Raw genomic sequence first — 25239 nt, forward strand, 5'->3', positions numbered from 1 at the left:
GGCGTGGGCGAGGGCGGGTCAGAACTTGAATCCGCCCAACAGGCCGGCCAGGCTCTCGCCGCCCGCCTTGATGCTGGGCGCGATGGCCGTGCTGGCCAGATAGAAGCCGAACAGCATCGCCACCAGGGCGTGCGACAGCTTCAGTCCGTCCTTGCGGAAGAAGACGAAGACGACGATGCCGAGCAGCACCACGCATGAGATCGAGATGATCATGTGAGTTCTCCTGGTTCGCGGGGACAGTCACCATGAGTACTTCCAGGATCACAGAATGTATCTATACGATAAAAGGTGCAACTGGGTGGATTTTCGTCGAATGCGCCCGGACGGGCCCGCCGTGATCTTTCCCGCGGGCGGTACAGGTCATGTGCCGCCCGAGCCAGTACGCTGGCGATTCACCCGTACGGCTTGCACCGCTCGCAGACGTACGTCCTGTCCCCGATGCGTGAAGCAAGTGCAGTGAGAGGCGGTCCGGCGATGACTGAAGCCCCCGACCCCGAGGTCGTGGAGCTGGCGACCAAGATCTTCGACCTGGCCAGACGCGGCCGGACCGAGGAACTGGTGGCCTACGTCGACGCGGGCGTGCCTGCCGACCTCACCAACGACCGCGGCGACTCGCTCGTGATGCTCGCCGCGTACCACGGTCACGCCGGGGCGGTACGGGCCCTGCTCGAGCGCGGCGCCGACGCCGACCGTGTCAACGACCGGGGCCAGACACCACTCGCGGGGGCGGTTTTCAAGGGGGAGACCGAGGTGATCGAAGCCTTGTTGAAGGGCGGCGCCGATCCATCCGCGGGCACCCCCTCGGCCGTCGACACGGCCCGGATGTTCGGCCGTACGGAACTGCTCGAGCTGTTCGGCGAGGGCTGAGCGGCCCGCTCCGACCAGCAAGGACACGGAAAACGGGGGAGGCGGTACAGGGCCGCCGAAATTTCGGTCGCGGTAGATGTGACCGCCGGGTCATCATGACGACGTGATTCACGGACGCGATGGCTGGGCAAGTGTTGCCGCACCGCGCGGGCCGTGATGCGGTCCGCATGGGCCACCGACGAGAGGCAGAGAGAGATGGTCTACAGCAAGCAGGAAACGGCGGGCGCACCGACGTGTTGTCACGCGGCCAGGTAACGCACGTCCCCGGTTGCGTCGACGCTTGATGTGAGGCTGTTTCCCATGTTCGATCCGGTCATAGCGCCCAGCGGTACGTTGCTCGGCCTGCTCCAGCGGGGCCGCGGCGACGGCACGCTGCACGCGCTCACCGCCCCGCGCTCCGAAGCGCTCGCGGCACTGAACGACTGTGTGCTGCGCGACCCGCGCCACGACTGGCAGGTGGAGAACCGCTCCCTCTACTACGCCCGCCTCTACCTCGATCTCCACGGTGAACTGGACGCGATCGAGTCCCACCTCTTCGACCCCGAGGATGTCGTCGACACCGACGAGTCCCGCACCGGGCTCGCCCTCGCCGTCCTGGGCCACCTCGCCTCCTACGGCAGGCGGGACGCCCTCGAACTGCTGCGCAGGTACGCCGCCCACGGCACCAACTGGGCCTGGGCCCTGGACGAGCTGGCGCTCCGGGACGACGACGCGGGCCTGCGCGCCCTGGCGGCCCCCGTCCTCGCGCGGTTCGCCACCGACGCCGAGGGCGAGGCGGAGCTGGCCGCCACCGTCCGCGACGCCTTCGAACCACGGCCCTGGCGGCTATGGGCCGACGATCCGCGCGCATCCATCGCCACGCGGGTGCGTGCCGCCCAGGAGGCCGGCTGCTTCGACCGCTGGCAGCGCCAGATGCGCCCCAGCGGGCCGCGCCCCGGCTGGAGCGTGCAAGCGGTGTTCGAATGGGCCCAGCAAGGCGTCGAACGCGGCGCCGCGCTCCATGTCCCGGCCGCCCGATGTCTCGGCGCTGTCGCGGGCCCCGAGGACCGGGCCGAGATCATCCGGGCCGCCGAGGACGGCAGCGAGGGAGCCCGCTGCACCGCCTTGCGGTACCTGGCCGACTGCAACGACCCCGACGCCCTGCAACTGATCGAGCGCGCCGTGGCCACCGGCTCCGCACCCGTCGTGGACGCCGCCGTCGACGCCTTCGAACGCATGTGCAGTCTCGCTGCCATCGACCGGGCGCGCGGCTGGGCCCGGCGGCCCGACCCCCTGGGCGCCGCCGCGGGCCGCGTCCTCGCCTGCCGGGGCGGGCTCCAGGACCGTGACCTGGTCCTCGCGGCGCTCCGGGAGGCCGTACGGGGCGACGGACCCGACACGCCCACCCTGTGGACCCTCGTCGACGGCGCCGGACGGCTCGGCATCGCCTGCGCCGCCCCCGTGCTCCGCCACATCTACCGCGAGACCGCCTCCTCCCACCTGCGCGGCAGGGCAGCCCGCGCCCTCGCCGCCACCGACCCCTCCTTCGCCACCGGCTTCGCCGTCGAGTGCCTGTGGGACTGCGAGGAGACCACCCGCGAGATCGCCGCCCGGCACGCCGAGACCGGCGACACCCGGGTCGTCGACCGCCTCCGCCGCCTGGCCGCCGACCCGGCCGAGGAGGCCGAGGTCCAAACCGCCGTCCGAAGCCGAATCACCCCCGGCGAGACCCCCGTGTAACCCCCGCCCGGCGAGACACCCGCCGGAACCCGCCCCCACCGGCGGCGCGCCCCGCATCCCCCGCAACCGGCCACCGGGCCCACCCACTCCGGCCGCCGACGCGATGCTCCACCGCACGGACGCGAGCATGCGCCTCGGGCGCGGTCGCGGGGGTCCCCGGCGCGCCGGGGGCGGCACGCCCTTGCAGGTCCGCCGGCGGGCTGTCCGGCTCTTGCCGTTGGTGCGATGCACGTCCGGGTGCGGTGCGAGGCGCGGTTCCGCCGCAGGTCGGCCGGTGGCGCCGTGCCAGGCCTCCTGCCGCGTGTGCCCGCCCCGGTGCCGGCGCGATGCACCGAAAGCGTCGGCCGGATGGCCGGCGGTCGCCGGAGCGCTGTTGGTCGGTCGCTTCGCGTGATGCTGCCGGGCTTTTTCGCTCACCGGACGTCGGCGCTATGTGCCACGGCTCGCGGGCGAGAGCTTGCGCTGGGCCTGCCTGCCCCTGGTGCCGGCGCGATGCGCCGCAGCGTCGGCCGCACGCCCGGCGTTGCTCCGGCGCCGGATCGTCGGCCGCTCCGCGTCGTGCCGCCGGTCCTGCTCGCTCTGGTCCTCGGTGCCGGTGCGCCATCGCGCGAGGCCCCATTGCGGGTCTTTGCAGCGCCAGGTGGTCGGCCGCTCTGCGGCTTGCCGACGTGGCCGCTGAGGGCATGAGCACGTGCCCCCGCCCCCGTTGAGGGCGGCCTTCTGGCGCGGGCGCGGCATGCTGCTCCTGGCCGCTGTCCCCCTCCGCCGGCTCCGGTCGCGCAACGCGCCGTCGCGTGGGGTGCGGTTGCGCTTCCCTCCTGTTGCGGGGCGACCGCCTTCAGCGGCGGCTCGCCGGTGTGAAGCGGAGTGGTGTGCCGGGGCGGGATTGGGCTGCGGCGGGGAGGCCGGTGGGGTGGACGACGGCGATGACCGGGTAGCCGCCGGTTGTCGGGTGGTCGGCCAGGAAGACCACCGGCGTGCCGTCGGGGGGGACCTGGACGGCGCCCAGGACCATGCCCTCGCTGGGGAGTTCGTCGTTCCGGGCCCGTTCCAGGGCCGGGCCGGTCGTGCGCAGTCCGATGCGGTTGCTCGCGGGGGACACGTGGTACGTGCGGGACGTCAGGAGCCGTACGGCGTCGGGGGTGAACCAGTCGTCGCGCGGGCCCGGGGTCACGCGCAGCACGAGTTCCGCCGGAGGTGCCGGCTGCGGGGCGACGTCCACGGGCGCGTGGACGTCGCGCGGAGTGCCGAGGGGGAGCACGGCACCGTCCGTGAGGGGGGCCGGGCCGAGACCCGAGAGCAGGTCGGTGGAGCGGCTGCCGAGCACCGGTTCGACGGCGACCCCGCCGGAGACGGCGACATAGGCACGCACACCGCGCACCGCCGCGCCCACGTCGAGCACGGACCCCGCGCGCACCCGCACCGGCGCGCCCCAGGCGACCGGACGGCCGTCCACCGTGACGGGGCAGGGCGCCCCGGTGACCGCCACCGTGACCGCCGAACGGGGGCGGACGGAGCAGCCGTCGAGGGTCGTCTCCAGCACGGCCGCGTCCGGGGCGTTGCCCGCCAGCCGGTTGGCGAGCGCCGCGGCAGGCCCGTCCAGCGCCCCGGAGCGGGGCACCCCGAGATGGGCATGGCCGGGGCGGCCCCGGTCCTGCACGGTGGTCAGGGCCCCCGGGCGGACGACGGCGAGCGCACGGTCCGTCATGCCGCCGGCCCCGGTTCCGGCCCCGCCACCGGGACGAACCGCACGCGCGTACCGGGCGACAGCAGCGCCGCCGGCACACGCGTGTGGTCCCACAGCACGAGGTCGGTCGTGCCGATCAGCTGCCAGCCGCCCGGCGAGGAACGCGGGTACACGCCCGTATAGGGGCCGGCGAGCGCCACCGCCCCCGCGGGGACGGCGGTGCGCGGGGTCGGCCGGCGGGGCACGTCGTAGCGCGACGGCAGACCGGTGAGGTAGCCGAAGCCGGGCGCGAACCCGCAGAAGGCGACCCGGAACTCGGCACCCGCGTGGATGCGGGCCACCTCCCGCGCGGGAACACCCCAGTGCGCCGCGACATCGGCGAGATCAGGGCCGTCGTAACGCACCGGGATCTCGACCGTCTCCGTGGCGCGCGGGGGCACCGGCGGCAGATCGAGGGCGGTCAGTTCGGCGGCCAGCCGGGCGGGCTCCGGCAGGCCGTCGAGCAGCACGGTGCGCGCGGCCGGGACGATCTCCCCGGCCGGCAACCTGCCCTCCGCGCGGCGCCGCAGCAGTTCCGCGTGGAGCGCCTGCGCCTCGTCGTCCGAGGAGACCTCGACGAGCAGCGCGTCCGCGCCGACGGGCAGCACCCTCATGCGAAGGCCTCCACCCTGACCCCGGACGTCTCCAGCGCGGTCCGCACCCGCCGGGCCAGGTCCACCGCGCCGGGTGTGTCGCCGTGCAGGCACAGGGAGCGCGCCCGCACCCCGACACGCCGCCCGGACAGCGTGTCCACCTCCCCGCGGCGGGCCAGTCCCACCGAGCGGGCCACGACGGCCTCCGCGTCGGTGACCACCGCGCCCTCCTCGGGACGGGGCACCAGCGTGCCCTCGTCCGTGTACGCCCGGTCGGCGAACGCCTCGGGCACCACGGGCAGCCCCGCCTTCCCGGCCAGCTCCAGCAGCCGTGAGCCCGGCAGCCCCAGCACGGGCAGCGCGGGATCCACCAGGACCACCCCGTCGACCACCGCGCGGGCCTGTTCCTCGTCCCGCACGACCCGGTTGTACAGCGCCCCGTGCGGTTTGACGTAGGCCACGCGGGCGCCCGCGGCGCGGGCGAACACCTCCAGGGCGCCGATCTGATAGGCCACCTCGGCCGCCAGTTCGGCGGGTGGCACGTCCATCGCGCGCCGCCCGAAGCCGGCCAGGTCCCGGTAGGAGACCTGGGCGCCGATCCGCACGCCGCGCTCGACCGCGCGCTCGCACACCCGGCGCATGGTGGCCGCGTCGCCGGCGTGGAAGCCGCAGGCCACATTGGCGCTGGTGACCACGGACAGCAGCCGCTCGTCGTCGGTGAGCCGCCAGCGGCTGAAGCCTTCGCCGAGGTCGGCGTTGAGATCGATCGAGGTCATGAGCGGGTCGTGTCTCCTGTCCGGGTGGGTGGTTGCGTCGTCCGGGCGCGCGACGGCGTCGCGCGGATGCGAGTGCGCGGCACCGTCACACCACGCGGAACTGTTCGTCCCGGGCGTCACTGACGAACATCCGGCCCGGTGCGTGGGTGATGGCGAACGGCGGGCGTGAGGCCATCACCGCGGTCTGCGGGGTCACTCCACAGGCCCAGAACACCGGGATGTCGTCCGGCTCGAAGTCCACCGGGTCACCGAAGTCCGGGCGGCCCAGGTCGCCGATGCCCAGCCCGAAGGGGTCTCCGCAGTGCACGGGGCCGCCGTGGACCGCCGGGAGCAGGCTGCTCTCCCGGATCGCCGCGGAGAGCATCCCGGGCGGCACCGGCCGCATGGACACCACCATCGGCCCGCTCAGCCGCCCCGCCGGACGGCACTGCCAACTCGTGACGTACATGGGCACGTTGCGTCCCTGCTCCACATGCCGGACGGGAACGCCCGCCGCGGAGAGCGCCCACTCGAAGGTGAAGCTGCAGCCGATCAGGAACGACACCAGATCGGGACGCCAGTACGCCCGCACGTCCGTCGGCTCGTCCACCAGTTCCCCGTGTTCCCACACCCGGTAGCGCGGCAGGTCGGTGCGCAGGTCGGCGCCGTCGGCCAGGACGGTGGTCACCGCTCCGGCGTCGGTGACGTCCAGGACCGGGCAGGGCTTGGGGTTGCGCTGGCAGAACAGCAGCATTTCGTAGGCCCAGTCGGCGGGGACCGAGACCAGGTTGGCCTGGGTGTGACCCGCGGCCACACCGGCCGTGGGGCCCGCCAGGCCCTCCCGGAAGCGGGCGCGCGCCGCGCGGGGGCTCCACGTGTGCGCGCGGTCGTCGACGAGGGTCACGGGGCGGTGGTCCACGACGGTCGGCGCGCGCTCGTCGGTGTGGTTCACGCCAGTTCCTTCCCACGCGTCTCCGGCAGCCCCAGCAGCGCCAGCGCCGCCAGGCCGTAGCCGATCGCTCCGAAGACCAGCGCCCCGCCCACGCCCCAGCTGTCGGCCAGGAAGCCGACCGTCGTGGGGAAGACGGCGCCCACGGCGCGCCCGGTGTTGTACGTGAAGCCCTGTCCCGTGCCGCGCACCGCGGTCGGGTACAGCTCGCTCAGATAGGAGCCGAAGCCGCTGAAGATGGCCGACATGCAGAACCCGAGCGGGAAGCCGAGCACCAGGACGAGGCTGTCGGCGCCGCTGGGGATGTTCGTGTACGCCAGGATGCACACGGCCGAGAGCAGGGCGAACAGCCAGATGTTGCGCCGTCGGCCCAGCCGGTCGGTGAGATAGCCGCCGGTCAGATAGCCGATGAAGGCACCCGAGATCAGGAAGGTCAGATAGCCGCCGGTGCCGACGACCGACAGGTCGCGTTCCGTCTTCAGATAGGTCGGCACCCACGTGGCGAGCGTGTAGTAGCCGCCCTGGACGCCGGTGGACAGCAGCACGGCGAACACCGTGGTGCGCAGCAGTCCTGTCGACCTGGGCCGGTCCGGCTGGAAGATCGCCGAGAACGAGCCCTTCCGGGCGCTGTTCTCCCGCGCGGCGGCCGCCTCGGGCGCGTCCTGGACGCTGCGCCGCACCCAGACGACGAGCAGGGCCGGCAGTGCGCCGGTCCAGAACATCACGCGCCAGGCCAGGTCGTCGTCCACCAGGGAGAAGACCATCGTGTACACGATCACGGCCAGCGCCCAGCCCACGGCCCAGGAGCTCTGGACCGCGCCGAGGGTCCGGCCGCGGTGCCTGGCGCTCGCGTACTCGGCGACCAGGATCGCGCCGACCGCCCACTCACCGCCGAAGCCGAGTCCCTGAAGCGCCCGGAACACCAGCAGTGTCTCGTAGTTGGGCGCGAAGCCGCAGGCCACGGTGAAGACCGCGTAGGTGATCACGGTGAGCAGCAGTGCCTTCACCCGGCCGACGCGGTCCGCCAGGACACCGGCGAGAGCGCCGCCGACCGCGGAGACGACCAGGGTGACGGTGGTCAGCAGGCCGGTCTGGCCGCTGTTGAGACCGAAGTACGCGGACAGCGCGACCATGGTCAGCGGCAGCGTGAAGTAGTCGTACGAGTCCAGGGCATAGCCGCCGAACGCGCCGCCGAAGGCGCGTCGGCCGCGCGGCCCCAGCGCGCGCAGCCAGCCCAACGCCCCGTCGTCCGCCGTGTTTCCGGGCGATGCGGGGCGTGGTGCGTCGGTGAGGGCCTTCGGTGGTGGGATCGCGCTCATGGGCACCTCGCAGAGGGAGGACGGAGGGTGCGGAAGAAGTGAGCCGTGCCGTGAGCAGCAAAGTAGAGGATCGTTGAACGATCCTTCAATACCCGTGTTGTCTCGTCCTCCGGTGTGCGATTGAATTCCGGGCATGACGGAGCAGCTGAGCGGACTGGCCGACGACCGCGCCCTGTTGGGCCGTACCAGCACCGCCGAGCGGGTCGCGGACATCCTCAGGAGCCGGATCGCCGAGGGCTACTTCCCGCCCGGGACCCGGTTGTCGGAGGACAGCATCGGCGGGGCCCTCGGTGTGTCGCGCAACACACTGCGCGAGGCGTTCCGCCTGCTCACGCACGAGCGGCTGCTCGTCCACGAACTCAACCGCGGGGTGTTCGTCCGGGTGCTCACCGTCGAGGACGTCGAGGACATCTACCGCACCCGACGGCTCGTCGAGTGCGCCGTGGTACGGGGCCTCGGCGACCCGCCCTACCCGCTCGACGCGCTCGCCGGCGCGGTCGAACAGGGGCACCGGGCCGCGCGCGAAGGTGACTGGAAAGCAGTGGGTACGGCCAATATCCACTTTCACCGCGAACTGATCGCGCTCGCCGCGAGCGAGCGCACGGACGAACTGATGCGCAGTGTCTTCGCCGAACTGCGGCTGGCCTTCCACGTGGTGGACCACCCCAAGCGACTGCACGAACCGTACATCGCGCGAAATGTCGAGATTCTCGATGCGCTTCAGGCGGGCGAACGGGAGAAGGCCGAGCAACTGCTCGCCGCGTACCTCGACGTGTCGCTGGAACGCGTGGTGGAGGTGTACCGGCGCCAGGTGGGGGAGGAGGGTCGGGGCGGCTGACCATACGCGGCCGGCGCGTGCGGCCCGGCGACAACCGTGACGCCGGGGCGCATCTGCCTCGTTTGGGTTGTTGTCAGACCGAGGACCTAGTCTGTGCACCGTGACCTCGCCTTCATCGACGGACAGCGTTCCGCCCCAGCTCAGCGCGGGGCCGCGGCCCGCACCGGGCCCGGCCGCCGACGAGGGGCTGGCGCGGCGGCTGCGCGCGCTCGCCTGCACCGCGCCGCTGCACGACCTCGACGCGCGCAAGGCCAACCTGGCCGGTGAGTACTCGGTCTACGGCATGGCGGAGATCGCCCTCGCCGCCATCGACCTGGTCACGCTCAACATGGACTTCGACACCGGCGCCGACCACGACCAGATCGTCGCCCGGCTCATCCCGCGGATCGCCGCCCAGGCCCCCCGCCGCCCCGCCGCCGAACACGAGCGGGTGGCCCGGTGGGTCCTGGAGAACCTGATCAACGTCGGCAGCGTCGACCGCGGCTTCCGCGCGGTGTACGGCGTGTTCGGGGCGGACGGCACCTATGTACGCCGCGACTACGACTTCAAACTGGTCGAAGAGGTCCCCGGCCCCGGCGGCACGGTGTACCTGCGGACCACGGACGAGGCGGTCAACGTCCTGGTCGGAGCCCTGGACACCGACGTCACCAGCGCGCAGATCGCCGCCGAGGTCAAGCTGGAGGTGCTGATCAGCCGGGGCCGGCTCGCCGACGCCCAGCTCGCCGCCGAACAGGCCCGCTACCGCACCGTCCAGTACTCCGAGACCCTGCGCCGCGCCCTCGAGGCCACCCGCCGCAACGTCCGCGCGGTGGACTGGCTCAGCGCCGTACCCGACATGATCACCGAGGCCCTCGACCACGTGGCGGACCGCTACCGCCACGAGAACGCGATCCTCACCAACATCCGCAGGGCCCGCGACGAGTCCGAGGACCCCGAGCACAAGCGCCGCGCGGCCGAACTGGTGGACATCGTCAAGGACTGCATCCGGCGTCACACGCAGTTGCAGTCCCGGCTGCTGGAGGCGGGCCCGCTGTTCCGCGCCGAACAGGACCGGCAGGCGTTCGCCACCCCCACGGCCACGTCCGGCACCGACCTGTACGGCCACCTCCTCGCGCCCCTGCTCCCGCTGCCCGTCGAGCGGGCCTCCCGGGTCACCGACGCCTTCTTCACCCACGGCACCGGACTGCGCACCCCGGTCTCCGTCCGGGTCGCCGACCTGGTCGACCTCCTGCTGACGCCGCCCGTGGAGCGCGAACACCTCGGCGCCGAGATGCCGGAGCCCGACCTGATCGCCACACCCGACGACAGCCGGTTCAGCGAGGAGCAGCTGGCCGCCGCCACCGAGCTGCTCGACCTGCCCGCCGACGCGCCCCGTCGCCTGTCGGGGCTGCTCGCCGAGGCCCGCCGCCAGGACCCCGAACTGCCCTACCTCGTCGCCCTGCTGGCCGTCCACGCCGCCAGCCCCCCGGTCGGCACCGCCTACCGCCAGGGCGAACGCAAACTGCTGTTCGCCGTGGACGACGGCACCGAGCTCGACGACCCCGAGTTCGGCGGCGCCGACCTCATCGTCGGCACCGCCCTGCTGGACGCGGCGGGCATGGCCGCGGACCGGACGGAGGCGGCATGACCGCGCGAGCAGCGACCCGCACCGACGTTCCCCACAGCGAGGAGTCCCGACCGTGACCGAGCATGTCGAGTGGAGCGAGCCGGAGGCCCCGGCCGCACCGGCGAGCGCCGCCGTCACGCCCGCCGACGCCGCCGACGCGGCACGGCTCGTCGCCTTCGGCCTCCAGCCCAAGCTCCAGCCCGCCCGCGACCAGGAGTACGCCGACCTGCTCCGCCGCTACCGCGAGGACCCGCCCTTCGCGCGGCTCGCCGACGCCGTGGCCACGGGCCTGGGACTGATCGTGCTGGAGGTGTCGCCGCGCGCGGGCATGGCCGTCACCGCCGCCGAGGACTCCGTGTTCGCCGTCCGCATGGGCGACTACGCGCGCCGCACCTCCGCCGACGGCGCCGACCGGTTCCTGCACGGGCTCGCCCACCTCGCCGTCGCCGCCATGGCCTTCCCCCGCCCCGAGGACCTCGCCGACGACGGCTACATCGGCCGCGTCACGGTCAACGGCGTGGACGCCTTCGTCCGCCAGGCCTGCCACCGCCTGGAGGAGCGCGCCGCCGAACAGGGCGAGAACACCGACCCGGCCAGCGACGCCCCCGGCCTGGAGGCCGCCTGGCGGGTCTGGGCCCGGCGCAGCGCCACCGGCGCCACCAAGGACGCGCGCCGGCTCGCGGGCTCCACCACCGGTATCGTCGCCAAGGCCGTCACCTTCCTCACCGACTCCGGCTTCCTGCAGCGCACCGGCGACGACAACGGCGGCACGTACCGCACCACCGCCCGCTACCAGCTCCAGGTCCGCGACCTGGCGGGCAGCGCCGCCCTGGCCGAACTGCTGGAACTGGGCGTCGTGCCGGTCACCGACGGCACCCCCACCCTGCTGCCGCCCCAGGACGCCGACGGCCTCGAACTGGCCGCCGACGCCGGCCTGCCGTTCCACTCCGCCTGAACGCCCCCCACCAAGCCTCACGAGAGTCCGCCATGTACGAGCTGTCCCGGGTCCGCCTCTACTCCATCGGGCCGGCTGGCGCGCGGTACGCCGACACCGTGCTCGACCTGCGCGGTGTCGGCGCTGTCGTGCCGGACCCCGCGCCCACCCAGGCGGAGTTCTTCGAGGAGGAGCCCGCGGGACCGCCGCGCCGCCCGGCCCCCGCCGGTGTGCTCTTCCTGGAGAACGGCGGCGGCAAGTCCGTCCTGCTGAAACTGATCTTCTCCGTGATGCTCCCCGGCCACCGCAACACCCTCGGCGGCGCCAGCTCCGGAGTGCTGCGCAAGTTCCTGCTCGCCGACGACTGCGGCCACGTGGCGCTCGAATGGCAGCACGTGCAGACCGGCGAATGCGTCGTCGTCGGCAAGGTCAGCGAATGGCGGGGACGTCAGGTCTCCAACGACCCCAGGAAGTTCGCCGAGGCCTGGTACTCCCTGCGCCCCGGCCCCGGACTCGGCCTGGACAACCTCCCCGTCGCCGAGTCCACGGCCGTACGGCCGCCCGCCGAGGGCCAGTCGGGCGCCCGGGGACGGCGCCGCACCATGAAGGGCTTCCGCGACGCCCTCACCGAGGCGGGCAAGAACTACCCGCACCTCGAGGTGCACTGGGAAGAGATCCACGAGCGCTGGACCGAACACCTCGGCGACCTGGGACTCGACCCGGAACTCTTCCGCTACCAGCGGGAGATGAACGCCGACGAGGGCGAGGCCGCCGGCCTCTTCGCGGTCAAGAAGGACTCCGACTTCACCGACCTGCTGCTGCGCGCCGTCACCGACACCCGCGACACCGACGGACTCGCCGACCTCGTCAGCGGCTTCGGCAGCAAGCTCGGCCGGCGCGCCGAACTCATCGCCGAACGGGACTTCACCGCCGGGTCCGTCGACCTGCTGGGGCGGATCGTGGAAGCCGCCGGCGCCCGCACCCGCGCACGCGAGATCCACACTGCCGCCGAACGCCGCACCCGCACCCTGGCCCGCAGGCTCTCCGCACGCGGCGCACAGGAACGTGTCCGCGCCGCCGACCTGGCCGGCCGGGTCACCGCCGCCGCCTACGCCGTCACCCACGCCGAATCGGCGCGCGAGCACAGCGCGCTCGTCTCCGCCGAACTCGCCTACCGGCACGCCTCCCTGGCGCTCGCCGCCGCCGAGAAGTCCGCCGCCGCCCAGAAGCGCGAACTCGCCGACGCGCGCACGCTGTACGCCGGCTGGCAGGCCGCCGAGGCCGTGCTGCGCCACCGCGCCGCCGCCGACCGCGTGGCCCGCGTCTCCGCCGCGATCCGGGAGGCCGAGCGGGATGCCGCCCCCGCGCTGGCCGCACGCGCCAAGGCCGCCGTCGACCTGGTACGCGCCCTGCACGTGGCCGCCCGGAACGCCGAGAACCTCGCCAACGAGGAGGAGGAGCGGTCGGCCGCCCTCCAGGAGGCCGGCGACGGCGCCCACCGCGACGCCACCGCCGCCGCCACCGAGGCGCAGCGGGCCCGCAGCGAGATCGGCCACCTGCGCCAGCGGCTCGCCGAGGTCGAGCAGGAGACCGCACAGGCCGTGCGCGCCGGCTGGCTCGACGACAGCGCCCCCGACGCCGACCCCGCCCGCGCCGCGCTCGCGGCCAGCGACGCCGAGAAGTCGGCCGTCGCCGCCTGGGACACCGCCCGTGAGGCCGCCCGCCGGGCCACCGACCACGCGCGCGAGACCGCCGCCGCCGAGAGCCGCGCGGAACTCACGGCCGCCCGCGCGGCCGACGCCGCCACCGCGGCCGGACGCGCCCTCGACGCCGAGCGCCGCACCGCCGAGGCCCTCGCCGCCGAGCGGCGGCTCGCGGACCTGCTGAGCCTGCCCGGAACCGCGGCAGGGCGAGGGGCCACCGTGCCGGGCCCACGCACCGACGGGCAGCGCACCACACATGCCTCCGACGCCGCTCCCGCCCCCGGCGAGGGCCTCCTCACCCCGGAGGAACTCGACCGTTTCGCCGACGAACTGCGCGAGCTGCTCGACGACGCCGTCTCCTCCGCCGAACGCCAGCTGTTCGACCTGCGGACCGCCGCCGCGGACGACTCCCGGATCCTCGGCGCCCTCGGTGACGGCGGACTGCTGCCGCCCGGCCCGGACGTCCTGGCCACGGTCGAGTTCCTCGGCGAGCACGGCATCCCGGCCCTGCCCGGCTGGCGCTACCTCGCCCAGGCCGTCGACCCGGCCGACCACGCGCGCGTGCTCGCCGCCCGTCCCGAGCTGGTCGACGGCGTCATCATCACCGACCCCGGCTCCCATGCCCGCGCCCGCGAGGCGCTGAGCGACGCGGCACTGCTGCCCCGGTCCGCCGTCGCCGTCGGCACCGCCGCCGCCCTGCTCGCCCCCACCCCGGCGCCGGACACCGACGCCGGTGACGTCTTCCTCGTACCGCCGAACCCGGCCATGCACGACGAGCACGCCGCCGACGAGGAACGGCAGGCGCTGCGCGCCCGGGCGACCGAGCGGGACGAGGCGATCCGCGCCCTGGCAGCCCGGCTCGGCAAGGACCGCGAACTGGCCGCCCGGCTCGCCTCCTGGCGCACCGGCTGCCCGCCCGGCCGCCTCGCGGAACTGGCCGCGACGGCACAGCACGCGCGGGCCTTCGCCGAGGAGGCCGAGGCCGAACTGGCCGAGGCGCGCACCGCCCGCGCCGAGGCCGAGGAGGCCGCCGGCGAGGCCGCCCATGTCCGCGACGAGCGGCAGGAGGCCGCACAGAGGGCCCGGCGCGCCGCCGACGCGCTGGCGGGGCTCGCCTTCCGGCTGCGCGAACGGGCCGGCTGGCAGGCCAAACTGCGCGAACTGGCCGACGACGCCGCAGAGGCGGAGGCCCGCGCCCAGGCCTGTCTGGAGCGGGCCCGCGCCGCCGACGAGGACCGCCGCGCCGCCCAGCGCGCGGCCGACGACGCCCGGCGCACCGCCCGCGCGCTGCGCGCCGAGCGCTCCGAGATCGCCGGCGCCCCCGACGACGTACCCGAGGACGGCACCGGAGCGCCGCAGGCGTCCCTGCCCGCCCTGCGCGAGGCGTACCGGGCCGCGTCCCAGGTGTACGAGAAGGTCGGCGTCGGCACCGACTTGCGCGCCGAGCAGGCCCGCGCGGAGAGCGACGAGAGCGCCGCCCGCGCGGAACTGGACCGGCTCAGCAACAAGGTCCGCACCCGCGCCGAACAGTTGCTCCAGTCGCCCGACGGCTCCGACGGGCCCAGCCGGCAGGCCGCCGCCGCCCGCGCCGAGGAACTGGTGCAGCTGCTGGAGACCAGGATGTCCGGCGCGAGCGAGCAACTCGGCCGGCTGCGCGGCGAGGCCGAACGGCTCGCGCCCGAGGACGGCGGGGCGCATACCGAACTGCCCGAGGAGCTGGTCCCGCGCGACGCCGAGCACGCACAGGCGCTGCTGCGCACCGCCACCGCCGAACTCGCCTCCCGTGACGAGGCGCTGAGCCAGGCGCGGGAGGCCCACGCCGAACTGCTCCAGGCGCACCGCGGCGCCGAGGACGCGGCGAGCGGCTTCGACGAGATCGCCGCCATGCTGCGCGACCTGCTGCGCGAGCACGCAGCCGAGGAGGAGCAGGAGGAGCCCGAGCCCTATCCGGGCAGCCCGGACGAGGCCAGGCAGGCCGCGGCCGACGCCCGCCGCTCCCTGCGCGGCTGCGCCGCCGATCTGTCCGCCGCCGAGTCCGCCGTGCGCGAGGCGAGCGACGTCCTCGTCCGGCACGCCAACTCCACGCGCTACGAGCAGGTCCGCACCCCCGCACGCCAGCAGATCCGTGAACTGCCCGCCTCCGCGCTGCCCGAGCACGCCCAGAAGTGGGCGGACGCCTTCGCGCCCCGGCTCCGGGTCCTCACCGACGAGCTGGAACAGCTCGAACGCAACCGCGACTCGATCGTCGACCGGCTGCGGGGCCTGGTCGAGTCCGCCCTGGCCACGCTCCGGTCGGCCCAGCGGCTGTCCCGGCTGCCGGAGGGCCTCGGCGAGTGGTCCGGGCAGGAGTTCCTGCGCATCCGCTTCGAGGAACCCGACCAGGCCACCCTCACCGAGCGCCTCGGCGAGGTGATCGACGAGGCGACCCGGGCGGCCGTCAGGAAGAACTCCGACCTGCGGCGCGACGGCATGTCACTGCTGCTGCGCGGGGTCGCCGCCGCCCTCCAGCCCAAGGGCGTCGCCGTCGAGATCCTCAAGCCCGACGCGGTCCTGCGCGCCGAGCGGGTGCCCGTGGGCCAGATGGGAGACGTGTTCTCCGGCGGTCAGCTGCTCACCGCCGCCATCGCCCTGTACTGCACGATGGCCGCCCTGCGCTCCAACGACCGGGGCCGGGACAAGCACCGGCACGCCGGAACGCTGTTCCTGGACAACCCCATCGGCCGCGCCAACGCCACCTATCTGCTGGAACTCCAGCGGGCCGTCGCCGACGCGCTCGGCGTCCAGCTGCTGTACACCACCGGCCTGTTCGACACCACGGCCCTCGCCGAGTTCCCGCTGGTCATCCGGCTGCGCAACGACGCCGACCTGCGCGCGGGCCTGAAGTACATCAGCGTGGAGGAGCATCTGCGGCCGGGGCTTCCCCAGCAGGACCCGGCCGAGGAGGCACACAGCGAGATCACCGCGACCCGGATGTTCAAGCGGCCCGCCGCGGCGAGCGGCTGAGCGGACGCCGTCTGTCTGCGGGCGGAGGCCGCCGGGTCAGGGGTGGGAGAGCTGCCCGGCGCCGCCGCCCCTGCCTATGCGCGTCCGCGCACGCTGGGCGGAGCGCTCCTGGCGGCGGGCCCGGCGCCGCTCGCGCCGCAGGGCGCGCGCGGTGCTGCTGGGCACGGACACCACGCCGTTGCGCTGGTTCCAGACCTGCCGGGTCACCCATACGTCCAGTGCCGCCCAAGTGGCCAGGATCGTACTGACCACACTGCTGATGACCATCGGGAAGGCCAGCCAGGACCCGGCCAGCGTGCACAGGAAGGCCACCATGGCCTGAATCAGTGTCACCGCGGCCACCAGCACCGCGCGCACGGCCGCCGTACGGACCGGATCCGGCAGCCGGCGTCGCCGCGCCGGCTCCTCGACCCACAGCGGCCGGTAGCGCGCCTGTTCGCGGGCCCGCCCGGGCTCCTCGGCCCCCCGCTCCGCCGTGCCGGCCCCGCCCTCGCGCACCGGTCGCCCGCCGGTCGCCGCAGTGCCCTCGCCCGCGGGTGTACCGCGGCCGGGTGCCCCGGCGTCCGGCCGCGCCGTCACCTGCGCCGCCGCGCCGTCCTCGGGCGCCTCGCTCCGCTCCGCCGTGCCCATCAACGTGTCACTCCCCACCGCCGGCAAACCGCTCGTCCGTGTCCGAAGACCCGACTCTCCACTGGCTGCCCGGCTTGCGCTGTTTTACGCCGCCCAGGTGCGGGACACGGCTCCTGTGGCCGATTCCGCCCCCATATCCCACACAGAAGGACGAACGGCACGTCGTGAAGATTCCCCGATGGGAAAGAAATCGGCCAACTGTCATGAGCCGCCGGGGAGATCGGCCCGGACAGCATGCCCCGGATCCGGGGCGGTAATCTCCCGCAATGCCCGGACAACACACGATCTCCCGCCACCAGCACGGAACACCAGCTTCCGGACGGGTCTTCGAGTAGACCCCGGCGCGGTAGTAGGCTCGCGCCGTTTGTTGACGCACATGTGTATCCCCCGGGTCCGCCGGGGGGCCGAGCTGGGGGAGGCCATGCGCTTTCGCGGGAAGTCCATCCGCCGGAAGATCGTGGCGCTGCTTCTTGTGCCGCTGGTGTCCCTGACGGCTATCTGGGCCTTCACCACGGTGATCACGGGTCGCGAGGCAAGCCACCTCTTCGACGTGTCGGCCGTGATGGAAGAGGTCGGCTATCCCGTCGAGGACACCGTGCGCGTGCTGCAGGAGGAGCGCCGACAGACCCTCGTGTATCTCGCCGACCCCCGCGCCTCCGACGGACTCGCCGCACTCCGCCGCAGCCGCAACGCCACCGACAAGGCCGTCGAGAAGGTCCACCGCAGCGCGGCCGACGCCGAGGTGCGCGAGGCCATGCACGGCGACAGCGACGAACTGAGCGCGGTACTGGAGGCCTTCAACGGCATCGAGTCCCTCAGGCGCAGCGTCGAGGACGGCACCGTCGACCGCTCGCAGGCCCTCGCCCTCTACAACGGTCTCGTCGACCCGTGCTACGTGCTGCTGGACAACCTGCACGTGGTCGACGACGTCGAGCTCGACAAGCAGTACCGCGCCCTGGTCAGCCTCGCCCGCGCCCGCGAACTGCTCTCCCGCGAGGACGCCCTGCTCGGCTCCGCCCTGATCGTCGGCAAGCTGTCCCGCTCCGAGGTCCGCGACGTCTCCGACCTCATGGCGCAGCGCACGGTGGTGTACGACGCCTCACTGCCGCAGCTGCCCGCGGCCGAACGCGACCGCTTCGAGGCCTTCTGGAAGAACGCCCCGTCCGCCCCGCTGCGCGTGGGCGAGGAGGCCGCCGTCTCCTCCGGCACCGGGACGCCCCGCGGGATCACCGCGAAGAGCTGGGACACCGCCGCCGGCAACGTGCTCGCCGAACTCGGCACGCTCAACGACCAGGCCACCGACCGCTACCAGGACCGCGTGCGCCCCGTCGCCCTGGGCATCATCACCCAGGCCGTCATCGCCGGTGTCCTCGGACTGCTCGCCCTGCTGTTCTCCCTCTTCCTCTCCATCCGCGTCGGCCGCGGACTCATCCGCGACCTGCGCAAACTGCGCCTGGAGGCCCACGAGGCGTCCGGCGTGCGGCTGCCCAGCGTGATGCGCCGCCTCTCGGCCGGTGAACAGGTCGACATCGAGACCGAGGTCCCGCGCCTGGAGTACGACAAGAACGAGATGGGCGAGGTCGGCCAGGCCCTCAACACCCTCCAGCGCGCCGCCGTGGAAGCGGCCGTCAAGCAGGCGGAACTGCGCGCCGGCGTCTCCGAGGTGTTCGTCAACCTCGCCCGCCGCAGCCAGGTCCTGCTGCACAAGCAGCTCACCCTGCTGGACACCATGGAACGCAGGACGGAGGACACCCAGGAACTCGCCGACCTGTTCCGCCTCGACCACCTCACCACCCGCATGCGCCGGCACGCCGAGGGCCTGGTGATCCTCTCCGGCGCCGCGCCCTCCCGGCAGTGGCGCAAACCCGTCCAGCTCATGGACGTCGTACGCGCCGCCGTGGCCGAGGTCGAGGACTACGAGCGCATCGAGGTCCGGCGGCTGCCGAGGGTCGCCGTCACCGGCCCCGCCGTGGCCGACCTCACCCACCTCGTGGCCGAACTGCTCGAGAACGCCACGGTGTTCTCCCCGCCGCACACCGCCGTGCAGGTCCTGGGCGAGCGGGTGGGCAACGGCTTCACCCTGGAGATCCACGACCGGGGCCTCGGCATGGCGGCCGACGCGCTCCTGGACGCCAACCTGCGGCTCGCCGAGACGTCGGAGTTCGAACTCTCCGACACCGACCGGCTCGGGCTGTTCGTGGTCAGCCGTCTCGCACAGCGCCAGAACGTCCGGGTCTCCCTGCAGCCTTCCCCCTACGGAGGCACCACGGCGGTCGTCTTCATCCCCGACACCCTGCTGACGGACGACGTCCCGGACACCAACGGCGTCGGCTTCCGCCTCGACCGCCCCCGCCGCGCCAAGGACCGGGAGCCGGAGGAGAACGGCCGTGCCGCGCTCTCCCAGGTGCCGGTCGAACTGCCCCGGCTGCCCGCCTCGCTGCTGGACGGTCCGGTGGAACTGGAGGCCCCCGTCGACCTGGACGCCCTGGAGGACTTCCCCGGCGCCCTGGACGACGAGGACAGCGAGCACGGCGGCCTCTTCCGCCCCCGCCGCCCCGCCGGCGCCGAGGACGAGCGGCCGGGCCGCGGCCATGAGTCCGAGCGGCACGGGGCCGGCGTCGCCGAGGTGCCCGAAGCCGACGACCGGACGGGCGCCCCGGTTCCGCTCGCCCGCAGGACCGCCCCGAAACTCGTCAGCTCCCACGGCCGTCCGGTCGGCGACCAGCGCGCCCGCGGGCAGCGGACGGAGGAGGGGACGGCCACGCCCTCCCGCTCCGAGCCGGACGCGGCGCCCCCGCTGCCCTCCCGCCGCCGTGGTGGCGATCCCCTGGCACGCCGGGCGGCCGGCCGCCCGGGCACGGGCCCGGACGCCCTGTCCCCGCTGCCCTCCCGTCGCCGCGCCGACCGGCTCACCTCCGGCCTCGAGCGCGACGACACCGATGCGGACGCACCGCCGCTGCCCTCCCGCCGGCGCGCCGCCGAGACCCCCGGCATCGGCGACGCGGGGCGGGACGGCGCTCCGCAGGCCACCGGCTCCGCGGAAGGGGCCCGGCCGGAGCCGCCGGCCGCGCTGTCCCGGCGCACCCGCCGTCCCACGAGCGGGGCGGGCGGATCCGACGACCCGCCACCGGCCACCGGTGCACCGGCCGCGGGCTCCCCGCCGCCCGGCGCCGGAGGGCTGCCCCGGCGGGTCCGGCAGGCCAGCCTGGCCCCCCAGCTCAAGCGCAGCGCCGCGCCTCGGAACGCGGACCGGGCCCTGCCCGTTGAACGGGACGCGGACGAAGTGCGCAGCCGTATGGCCTCGCTCCAGCGAGGCTGGCAGCGCGGCCGCGAGGAGAACGCCGCGGGCGACGACGCCGACAGCGGCACAGCAACACGACGAACGACAGAGGGGGACGGTCGATGACCGCACCAAGGGCCACCGGCCACACCGAGACCGACAAGGGGGAGCTGAACTGGCTCCTGGACGACCTCGTGGACCGCGTCGCCAGTATCCGCAAGGCCATCGTTCTCTCCGGCGACGGCCTGCCCACCGGGGCGTCGAAGGACCTGACCCGGGAGGACAGCGAGCATCTGGCCGCCGTCGCCTCCGGCTTCCACAGCCTCGCCAAGGGCGTCGGCCGCCACTTCGAGGCCGGTGAGGTCCGCCAGACGGTCGTCGAACTCGACGAGGCGTTCCTCTTCGTCACGGCCGCCGGCGACGGCAGCTGCCTCGCCGTCCTGACCGACGCCGACTCCGACGTCGGCCAGGTCGCCTACGAGATGACGCTCCTGGTCAAGCGGGTCGGCGTACATCTGGGCACCGCCCCGCGCACCGATCTGCCGGCGGGCGGGTAGTGGGATGTCATGAGCGCTGACGGTCAGGGTAGTAGCCACTGGTTCGACGACGAGGCAGGACCGGTCGTCCGCCCCTACGCGATGACGCGGGGCCGCACCACCAGTGCGGCCCAGCACCGCCTCGACCTGATCGCGACGGTGGTCACGGAACCGCACGCGGGCGACCCGGAGGACGATCCCACCCTCTCCCCGGAGCACGTGGACATCGTGGGACTGTGCCGCGAGAACTCGCAGACCGTCGCGGAACTCTCCGCCGAACTCGACCTGCCGATCGGAGTGGTCCGGGTCCTCGTCGGAGACCTCGTCGATGCGGAATTCGTCCATGTGAACCGGCCAGTACCTCCGGCGGAACTGCCGGACGAGAGTATTCTGCGCGACGTGATCAACGGCCTCCGGGCGCTGTGACCGGCGCGGAAGCGGAGTACTGACGTGACAGGCTGGCAGTTCTGGGTCGACCGAGGCGGCACCTTCACCGACATCGTCGCGCGGCGCCCCGACGGCCGGCTGCTCACCCACAAGGTGCTGTCCGACCGTCCGGCGGCGGACGCGGCGCCGCCGGACGCCGGCCGTGAGACGGCAGGCACCGACGCGGCGGTCGTCGGCGTCCGCGCCCTGCTGGCGGGGTCCGGCGAACCCATCGACGCCGTACGCATGGGGACCACGGTCGCCACCAACGCCCTCCTCGAACGCACGGGCGAGCGGACACTGCTGGTCATCACCCGCGGCTTCCGTGACGCCCTGCGCATCGCCTACCAGAACCGCCCCCACATCTTCGCCCGCCGCATCGACCTGCCCGAGCTGCTGTACGAACGGGTCGTCGAGGTGGACGAGCGCATGGCCGCCGACGGCACCGTCCTGCGGGAGCCGGACCTCGATGCCCTGGCCGGACCGCTGCGCCGGGCCCATGAGGACGGGATCCGGGCCGTCGCCGTGGTGTGCATGCACAGCCACCTCCACCCCGCCCACGAACAGCGGATCGGCGAGCTCGCCGCCCGCATCGGCTTCCCGCAGATCTCGCTGTCCAGCGAGGTCAGCCCCCTGATGAAGCTCGTCCCGCGCGGGGACACGGCCGTGGTCGACGCCTACCTCTCGCCCGTGCTGCGCCGCTACATCCGCCACGTCGCCGACGAACTCGAAGGCGTACGGCTGATGTTCATGCAGTCCAACGGCGGGCTCACCGAGGCCGGCCGGTTCCGCGGCAAGGACGCCATCCTGTCCGGCCCGGCCGGCGGCATCGTCGGCATGGCGCGCATGTCCCAGCTCGCCGGCTTCGACCGCGTCATCGGCTTCGACATGGGCGGCACCTCCACCGATGTCTCGCACTTCGCGGGCGAGTACGAACGCGTCTTCACCACACAGATCGCCGGAGTCCGGCTCCGCGCGCCCATGCTGGACATCCACACCGTCGCCGCCGGCGGCGGCTCCGTCCTCCACTTCGACGGCTCCCGCTACCGGGTGGGCCCGGACTCGGCGGGCGCCGACCCCGGCCCCGTCTGCTACCGGCGCGGCGGACCCCTGGCCGTCACCGACGCCAACGTCATGCTCGGCCGCATCCAGCCCGCCCACTTCCCCGCGGTCTTCGGCCAGGACGGGGACCGGCCCCTCGACGCCGCGCTCGTGCGCGACCGCTTCACCGCCCTTGCCCGCGAGATCCGCGAACACACCGGCGACGACCGCACCCCCGAACAGGTCGCGGAGGGCTATCTGCAGATCGCCGTCGCCAACATCGCCGCCGCGGTGAAGCGGATCTCCGTGCAGAAGGGCCACGACGTCACCCGGTACGCCCTGACCACCTTCGGCGGCGCGGGCGGACAGCACGCGTGCATGGTCGCCGACTCCCTCGGCATCCGCACCGTCCTCGTCCCGCCCATGGCGGGCGTCCTGTCGGCACTCGGCATCGGCCTCGCCGACATCACGGCCATGCGGGAGCAGTCCGTCGAGGCGCCCCTGGAGCCCGCCGCGATGCCCGGCGTCCACAAGACCGCCGACGACCTGGAGAGCGCTGCCCGCGCCGAACTCCTCGCCGAGGGCGTCCCCGGCGAGCGGATCGAGGCCACCCGCCGCGCCCAGCTCCGCTACGACGGCACTGACACCACCCTCACCGTCGAGCTGACCGAGCCCGAGACGATGCGGCGCACCTTCGAGGAACGTCACCGGGCCACGTACTCCTTCACGCTCGACCGCCCGATCGTCGTCGAGGCCCTCTCCGTCGAAGCCACCGGCATCACCCGGCCCCCGGATCTCTCCGCCCTCGCCCCCTACGAGGGCAACCCGGAGCAAGCCCCCGCGGCCCCGGTCACCGTCCGCCTCCATACCGGCGGCGCCTGGCGCGACGTACCCCTGCACCGCCGTGAGGACCTTCCTCCCGGACGGACCGTCACCGGACCGGCGATCATCACCGAGTCCGGCGCGACGACCGTCGTCGACGACGGCTGGCGGGCCGCCGCGACCGGTCACGGGCACCTGGTCATGGAACGCGTCGCGGTCACGCAGAGTTCCGATCTCGGCACGGCAGCCGATCCCGTTCTGCTGGAGGTCTTCAACAACCTCTTCATGTCCATCGCCGAGCAGATGGGCGCCCGGCTCGAGTCCACCGCCCAGTCCGTCAACATCAAGGAGCGTCTGGACTTCTCCTGCGCCCTGTTCGACCCCGACGGAAACCTGGTGGCCAACGCCCCGCACATCCCCGTCCACCTGGGCTCGATGGGCACCAGCGTCAAGGAGGTCATCAAGCGCCGCGCCTCGGACATGCGGCCCGGGGACACCTACGCCGTCAACGACCCGTACCACGGCGGCACCCATCTGCCCGACGTCACCGTGATCACCCCGGTCTTCGGCACCGAGCCCTCCGGCGACACACAGCGTGACCGCGAGGTCCTCTTCTACGTCGCCTCACGCGGCCACCACGCCGAGATCGGCGGCATCGCCCCGGGCTCCATGCCGGCCGGCAGCCGCACCATCGACGAGGAGGGCGTCCTCTTCGACAACTGGCTGCTCACCGAGAACGGCCGGTTCCGCGAGGAGGAGACCCTCCGCCTCCTCACCGAGGCTCCCCACCCCTCCCGCAACCCGGCGACCAACCTCGCCGACCTGCGCGCCCAGATCGCCGCCAACCACAAGGGCGTCGAAGAGGTCGGCCGCATGATCGAGAACTTCGGGCTCGACGTCGTCCAGGCCTACATGAAGCACGTCCAGGACAACGCCGAGGAGGCCGTGCGCCGCGTCATCGACGCCCTCGACGACGGCGACTACGCCTACGAGACCGACTCGGGCGCCGTCATCCGGGTCGCCGTCCGGGTGGACCGGGACAACCGGTCCGCGACCATCGACTTCACGGGCACCTCCGCGCAACTGGCCACCAACTTCAACGCCCCCTTCTCGGTGGTCAACGCGGCCGTCCTGTACGTCTTCCGCACCCTGGTCGCCGACGACATCCCGCTGAACGACGGCTGCCTGCGCCCGCTGCACATCGTCGTCCCGCAGGGCTCCATGCTCGCGCCCGAGCCCCCGGCCGCCGTCGTCGCGGGCAACGTGGAGACCTCCCAGGCCATCACGGGCGCGCTCTACGCCGCCCTCGGCGTCCAGGCGGAGGGCTCCGGCACCATGAACAACGTCACCTTCGGCAACGCGCGCCACCAGTACTACGAGACCGTCGCCTCCGGTTCCGGCGCCGGAGACGGCTTCCCCGGCGCATCCGTCGTACAGACCCACATGACCAACTCGCGGCTCACCGACCCCGAGGTCCTGGAGTGGCGGCTGCCCGTCAGGCTCGAGGAGTTCGCGGTGCGCCGCGGCAGCGGAGGCGCCGGCCGGTGGCGCGGCGGGGACGGGGCCGTGCGCCGGATCCGCTTCCTGGAGCCGATGACCGTCTCCACGTTGTCCCAGCACCGCAGGGTGCCCCCGTACGGCATGGCGGGCGGCGCACCCGGAGCACCGGGCGCCAACCGGGTCGAGCGGGCGGACGGCACGGTCACCCCGCTCGCCGGCAGCGACTCCGCGGACGTCGGCGCCGACGACGTACTCGTCATCGAAACCCCCGGCGGCGGGGGATACGGCCCGCCGCCCGAACCCCATCAAGCAGGAGAAGAGATCGATGATCTTCGGGCGTTCTGAGCGCGGCAAGCCCCCGGTCGAGCCCGTCACGCTCAAGATCCTGGTGGCCGGCGGATTCGGCGTGGGCAAGACCACGCTCGTCGGCGCGGTCAGCGAGATCAGACCGCTGCGCACCGAGGAACTCCTCACCGAGGCAGGCCGCCCGGTCGACGACACCAGCGGTGTGGAGGCCAAGAACACCACCACCGTGGCCATGGACTTCGGCCGCATCACGCTCCGCGAGGACCTGGTGCTGTACCTCTTCGGGACCCCCGGACAGGAGCGCTTCTGGTTCATGTGGGACGAGCTGTCCGAGGGCGCCCTCGGAGCCGTCGTCCTCGCCGACACCCGGCGTCTCGAGGACTGCTTCGCGGCCGTCGACTACTTCGAACGGCGCTCCATACCGTTCCTCGTCGGCGTCAACTGCTTCGACGGCGCGCCCCGTTACCCGGGCGACGACGTCCGCCGGGCCCTCGACCTCGACGACCACGTGCCCCTGGTGATGTGCGACGCGCGGGACCGGGAGTCGGTCAAGGAGATCCTCATCGGCGTCGTCCAGCACGCCATGGCGCAGGCCTCGCAGCGACGCGCCGTCACCACCTGAGCCGGGCCGCCGGGACGCGGCCCGCACTCCGCCGACCGGAGCACGGGCCGCCGCGCGAAGGACG

18 protein-coding genes are annotated in these 25239 nt (G+C 73.6%); 11 read left to right on the forward strand and 7 right to left on the reverse strand.

The annotated features are described in order from the left end of the window. Nucleotides 1–18: 18 nt before the first annotated feature. Nucleotides 19–213 (reverse strand): hypothetical protein, encoded by a 195-nt coding sequence (locus AC5L3C_RS31820; RefSeq protein ID WP_024887312.1) that lies wholly within the window; start codon nt 211–213, stop codon nt 19–21. Nucleotides 214–474: 261 nt separating this feature from the next. On the opposite strand from AC5L3C_RS31820, the gene AC5L3C_RS31825 reads away from it, so the two are divergent. Together AC5L3C_RS31825 and AC5L3C_RS31830 are read left to right on the forward strand one after the other, a co-directional pair. Next, entirely contained in the window at nt 475–867 is a 393-nt protein-coding gene (locus AC5L3C_RS31825) for an ankyrin repeat domain-containing protein (protein ID WP_493652536.1), read from the forward strand. Between the two features lie 300 nt (nt 868–1167). Beyond that, nucleotides 1168–2586 (forward strand): HEAT repeat domain-containing protein, encoded by a 1419-nt coding sequence (locus AC5L3C_RS31830; RefSeq protein ID WP_493652538.1) that lies wholly within the window; start codon nt 1168–1170, stop codon nt 2584–2586. An 838-nt stretch (nt 2587–3424) separates the two neighbouring features. Here AC5L3C_RS31830 and AC5L3C_RS31835 read toward each other — a convergent pair. The 5 genes from AC5L3C_RS31835 to AC5L3C_RS31855 all read right to left on the reverse strand — a co-directional run bounded on the left by AC5L3C_RS31835 (nt 3425) and on the right by AC5L3C_RS31855 (nt 7928). After that, nucleotides 3425–4294: a 5-oxoprolinase subunit C family protein gene (locus tag AC5L3C_RS31835; protein WP_493652539.1), complete on the reverse strand. Its 870-nt coding sequence runs from the start codon at nt 4292–4294 to the stop codon at nt 3425–3427. Further along, complete coding sequence (locus AC5L3C_RS31840; protein WP_493652541.1) at nt 4291–4926, reverse strand: 5-oxoprolinase subunit B family protein; 636 nt, start codon at nt 4924–4926, stop codon at nt 4291–4293. The genes AC5L3C_RS31835 and AC5L3C_RS31840 overlap by 4 nt, the downstream gene beginning before the upstream one ends. Next, the gene (locus AC5L3C_RS31845; RefSeq protein WP_493652543.1) at nt 4923–5681 is read right to left on the reverse strand and encodes a LamB/YcsF family protein; all 759 of its coding nucleotides are present in this window, start codon (nt 5679–5681) and stop codon (nt 4923–4925) included. Before AC5L3C_RS31845 ends, AC5L3C_RS31840 begins: the two co-directional genes overlap by 4 nt. An 85-nt stretch (nt 5682–5766) precedes the next feature. Continuing rightward, nucleotides 5767–6612: a putative hydro-lyase gene (locus AC5L3C_RS31850; protein WP_493652545.1), complete on the reverse strand. Its 846-nt coding sequence runs from the start codon at nt 6610–6612 to the stop codon at nt 5767–5769. Continuing rightward, a complete protein-coding gene (locus AC5L3C_RS31855) occupies nt 6609–7928 on the reverse strand; it encodes an MFS transporter (RefSeq protein WP_493652547.1) in 1320 nt (439 codons plus the stop codon). The genes AC5L3C_RS31850 and AC5L3C_RS31855 overlap by 4 nt, the downstream gene beginning before the upstream one ends. Before the next feature lie 133 nt (nt 7929–8061). Between AC5L3C_RS31855 and AC5L3C_RS31860 the strand changes: the two genes are divergently transcribed. From AC5L3C_RS31860 to AC5L3C_RS31875, 4 genes are all read left to right on the forward strand, one after another. Beyond that, a complete protein-coding gene (locus AC5L3C_RS31860; protein WP_493652548.1) occupies nt 8062–8766 on the forward strand; it encodes a GntR family transcriptional regulator in 705 nt (234 codons plus the stop codon). A gap of 100 nt (nt 8767–8866) precedes the next feature. After that, nucleotides 8867–10393 (forward strand): hypothetical protein, encoded by a 1527-nt coding sequence (locus tag AC5L3C_RS31865; RefSeq protein ID WP_493652550.1) that lies wholly within the window; start codon nt 8867–8869, stop codon nt 10391–10393. 52 nt (nt 10394–10445) lie between these two features. Then, nucleotides 10446–11327, forward strand: coding sequence for a hypothetical protein (locus tag AC5L3C_RS31870; protein ID WP_493652552.1), 882 nt, complete (start codon nt 10446–10448; stop codon nt 11325–11327). Between the two features lie 32 nt (nt 11328–11359). Continuing rightward, complete coding sequence (locus tag AC5L3C_RS31875) at nt 11360–16012, forward strand: hypothetical protein (RefSeq protein ID WP_493652553.1); 4653 nt, start codon at nt 11360–11362, stop codon at nt 16010–16012. Between the two features lie 36 nt (nt 16013–16048). Here the strand turns inward: AC5L3C_RS31875 and AC5L3C_RS31880 are convergent, their stop codons facing one another. Further along, on the reverse strand, nt 16049–16642 hold the full coding sequence (locus AC5L3C_RS31880) for a hypothetical protein (protein WP_493652555.1): 594 nt from the start codon (nt 16640–16642) through the stop codon (nt 16049–16051). A gap of 421 nt (nt 16643–17063) precedes the next feature. On the opposite strand from AC5L3C_RS31880, the gene AC5L3C_RS31885 reads away from it, so the two are divergent. The 5 genes from AC5L3C_RS31885 to AC5L3C_RS31905 are packed head-to-tail and all read left to right on the forward strand — an operon-like array spanning nt 17064 to nt 25175. Next, the gene (locus AC5L3C_RS31885) at nt 17064–20048 is read left to right on the forward strand and encodes a nitrate- and nitrite sensing domain-containing protein (protein ID WP_493652557.1); all 2985 of its coding nucleotides are present in this window, start codon (nt 17064–17066) and stop codon (nt 20046–20048) included. Further along, a complete protein-coding gene (locus AC5L3C_RS31890) occupies nt 20045–20479 on the forward strand; it encodes a roadblock/LC7 domain-containing protein (RefSeq protein ID WP_125508323.1) in 435 nt (144 codons plus the stop codon). The genes AC5L3C_RS31885 and AC5L3C_RS31890 overlap by 4 nt, the downstream gene beginning before the upstream one ends. 9 nt (nt 20480–20488) lie before the next feature. Beyond that, a complete protein-coding gene (locus AC5L3C_RS31895) occupies nt 20489–20884 on the forward strand; it encodes a DUF742 domain-containing protein (protein WP_125508324.1) in 396 nt (131 codons plus the stop codon). A gap of 24 nt (nt 20885–20908) precedes the next feature. Beyond that, nucleotides 20909–24592, forward strand: a complete 3684-nt coding sequence (locus AC5L3C_RS31900) for a hydantoinase B/oxoprolinase family protein (RefSeq protein WP_493652559.1) — start codon at nt 20909–20911, stop codon at nt 24590–24592. Beyond that, on the forward strand, nt 24573–25175 hold the full coding sequence (locus AC5L3C_RS31905) for a GTP-binding protein (protein WP_125508328.1): 603 nt from the start codon (nt 24573–24575) through the stop codon (nt 25173–25175). The genes AC5L3C_RS31900 and AC5L3C_RS31905 overlap by 20 nt, the downstream gene beginning before the upstream one ends. The last annotated feature ends 64 nt before the right edge of the window (nt 25176–25239 follow it).

This window comes from Streptomyces speibonae (assembly GCF_984686075.1).

What these genes read in the sequence shown, in the direction of transcription:
- AC5L3C_RS31820 (WP_024887312.1), bottom strand. Translation starts at nt 213, where the DNA reads ATGATCATCTCGATCTCATGCGTGGTGCTGCTCGGCATCGTCGTCTTC.
- AC5L3C_RS31825 (WP_493652536.1), top strand. Translation starts at nt 475, where the DNA reads ATGACTGAAGCCCCCGACCCCGAGGTCGTGGAGCTGGCGACCAAGATC.
- AC5L3C_RS31830 (WP_493652538.1), top strand. Translation starts at nt 1,168, where the DNA reads ATGTTCGATCCGGTCATAGCGCCCAGCGGTACGTTGCTCGGCCTGCTC.
- AC5L3C_RS31835 (WP_493652539.1), bottom strand. Translation starts at nt 4,294, where the DNA reads ATGACGGACCGTGCGCTCGCCGTCGTCCGCCCGGGGGCCCTGACCACC.
- AC5L3C_RS31840 (WP_493652541.1), bottom strand. Translation starts at nt 4,926, where the DNA reads ATGAGGGTGCTGCCCGTCGGCGCGGACGCGCTGCTCGTCGAGGTCTCC.
- AC5L3C_RS31845 (WP_493652543.1), bottom strand. Translation starts at nt 5,681, where the DNA reads ATGACCTCGATCGATCTCAACGCCGACCTCGGCGAAGGCTTCAGCCGC.
- AC5L3C_RS31855 (WP_493652547.1), bottom strand. Translation starts at nt 7,928, where the DNA reads ATGAGCGCGATCCCACCACCGAAGGCCCTCACCGACGCACCACGCCCC.
- AC5L3C_RS31860 (WP_493652548.1), top strand. Translation starts at nt 8,062, where the DNA reads ATGACGGAGCAGCTGAGCGGACTGGCCGACGACCGCGCCCTGTTGGGC.
- AC5L3C_RS31875 (WP_493652553.1), top strand. Translation starts at nt 11,360, where the DNA reads ATGTACGAGCTGTCCCGGGTCCGCCTCTACTCCATCGGGCCGGCTGGC.
- AC5L3C_RS31880 (WP_493652555.1), bottom strand. Translation starts at nt 16,642, where the DNA reads ATGGGCACGGCGGAGCGGAGCGAGGCGCCCGAGGACGGCGCGGCGGCG.
- AC5L3C_RS31885 (WP_493652557.1), top strand. Translation starts at nt 17,064, where the DNA reads ATGCGCTTTCGCGGGAAGTCCATCCGCCGGAAGATCGTGGCGCTGCTT.
- AC5L3C_RS31890 (WP_125508323.1), top strand. Translation starts at nt 20,045, where the DNA reads ATGACCGCACCAAGGGCCACCGGCCACACCGAGACCGACAAGGGGGAG.
- AC5L3C_RS31895 (WP_125508324.1), top strand. Translation starts at nt 20,489, where the DNA reads ATGAGCGCTGACGGTCAGGGTAGTAGCCACTGGTTCGACGACGAGGCA.
- AC5L3C_RS31905 (WP_125508328.1), top strand. Translation starts at nt 24,573, where the DNA reads ATGATCTTCGGGCGTTCTGAGCGCGGCAAGCCCCCGGTCGAGCCCGTC.